At 60.5% G+C, this 1247-nt stretch carries 1 protein-coding gene and 1 pseudogene; one reads left to right on the top strand and one right to left on the bottom strand.

Annotation, left to right across the window (positions count from 1 at the left end):
• Positions 1-191: pseudogene (locus U4E84_RS17860) on the top strand (CBS domain-containing protein); the annotation flags it as partial.
• Positions 192-220: 29 nt separating this feature from the next.
• Here the strand turns inward: U4E84_RS17860 and U4E84_RS17855 are convergent.
• Positions 221-1162 carry a PfkB family carbohydrate kinase gene (locus U4E84_RS17855; protein WP_322533420.1) on the bottom strand — a complete coding sequence of 314 codons (942 nt, stop codon included), beginning with the start codon at positions 1160-1162 and terminating at the stop codon, positions 221-223.
• Positions 1163-1247: the final 85 nt, after the last annotated feature.

Genomic DNA, 1247 nt, shown 5'->3' with positions numbered 1-1247 from the left:
CTCATGCCAATCTGCTGGTTGAGAATACAGACAGCGATGGGTTCCTCAACAGCGGCCGTACGACCGAGAACCTGTCCACTACGCTTGAGAGTATCAACAAGGTCCTCACCAACCTCCAAGAAGCCGGATACGATCCGGAGACAGCCGAGGGTCGGTACGAACGTTCAGAGCAGTCGGACCAACATCTCTGAAGAACGACGGTGTCTATCAGACTCCCCAATTAGAACAGACGATCTGTCAGACCAAGGCCATCAGCGTCAAACGGGCCGATTGTTGCCACTGCGGCCACGCCGGCTGTGTTCCCGATCGTCGCTAACTCTTCGAGATCCGAGATGCCGTCGTCCCGTGCGGCGAGGACTGCACCAGCGAACGCGTCACCAGCTCCGGCCGTGGTAGCGACCGTAGCCGATGGCGGAGTCGCAGTCACCTGCTCAGTGATCTCGCCGTCATCCACGGTCAACGCGGTCGTCTCTGCCGGCCCGTCCGTGATAAACACCATCGCCGAGTGGTTCGGCGGAAGCAGTTCGAGTATGCCCGCTGGTGTGCGATTGATACCTGCCACCGCGAGGTCGTCCGTCCCGGCGAAGATCAGGTCACAGTGCCGAAGTATGTCCTTGAGGGCCTGTCGATAGGCGTCAGGAGTGGCCCACTGGTTCGTCCGTCCGTTCAGATCGAACGAGACGTAGGCACCGCTTTTCGCTGCCGCCTCGGCGAGCCGTCGAACCGCAGTCTGGTTCACTTCAGTCGGCAACGTGACGCCTTCCAAATGGACCCACTCGTATGGGGCTACGAGAGTCGCCGGATCGGCGGGCAGAGTGAATCCGTAGCAGCTCCCGGTCACCCACGCGTTCCACCGGTCGCCGTCCTCCTTCGGGACATAAAGCGTTAGCGGTGACGGGGCGTCAACGCGCGTCACGTGTGTCGTGTCCACTGGGCCATCCGTGAGATGCTGGGCCGCCAGTCCCCCCATAACGTCGGTCCCAATATTGGTCACGAGGCTGGTCTCGCTACCGAGCGAGGCCGCCCATCGTGCGACGTTCGTCGCGGTCCCGCCGATGTGCCACTCAAACCGGCTTCCGGGTGTGACCGATGTCCCGTCCACCGGATAGAGATCGATTGTCGTATCGCCGACGACCAACACACCCCGTTGACTATCGCTCATCGTTCCTGATCGGGACCGCACTTTAGACGTTTTTTCATGGGTGGTGTTCAGATAAGCTGATTCCATGCGAAGGCGAACGATCTGA

Source organism: Halorubrum sp. AD140 (genome assembly GCF_034497445.1).
In the GTDB taxonomy this organism is placed as follows: domain Archaea; phylum Halobacteriota; class Halobacteria; order Halobacteriales; family Haloferacaceae; genus Halorubrum.
The sequence above is the reverse complement of the archived record's forward strand: the minus strand, read 5'-3'. Positions and strand labels throughout refer to the sequence as shown.

Excerpts from the sequence above, each read along its gene's own strand:
- U4E84_RS17855 (WP_322533420.1), bottom strand. The coding sequence starts at position 1,162 with ATGAGCGATAGTCAACGGGGTGTGTTGGTCGTCGGCGATACGACAATC.